We start from the raw sequence: 205 nt of genomic DNA on the forward strand, positions 1-205 counted from the left end.
TGCCGGTGGCGACAACTTCGAGAAATTGACTCTGGGTGACAACACCGTCACCACGACCGTGACCGACGAGCCGGGCACTGGCACTCCAGGCACCGACAATCAGGGCGACAAGGTCACCGTCACCATCGTCGGCAAAGGCGATGTCACCGAAGACCAGCAGCCGGCCTTCACCGTCAAGGTCAGCCAGAAGCTCGACCATGACCTG

The 205-nt window shown here is 61.5% G+C and carries 1 protein-coding gene; it reads left to right on the top strand.

Annotated elements, in window-relative coordinates:
- Nucleotides 1–205, top strand: a 205-nt coding sequence (locus tag AC25M7_RS25580) for a hypothetical protein (RefSeq protein ID WP_486971652.1), incomplete at both ends; no start/stop codon positions are given.

It is taken from the genome of Pseudomonas sp. P106(2024) (assembly GCF_057480815.1).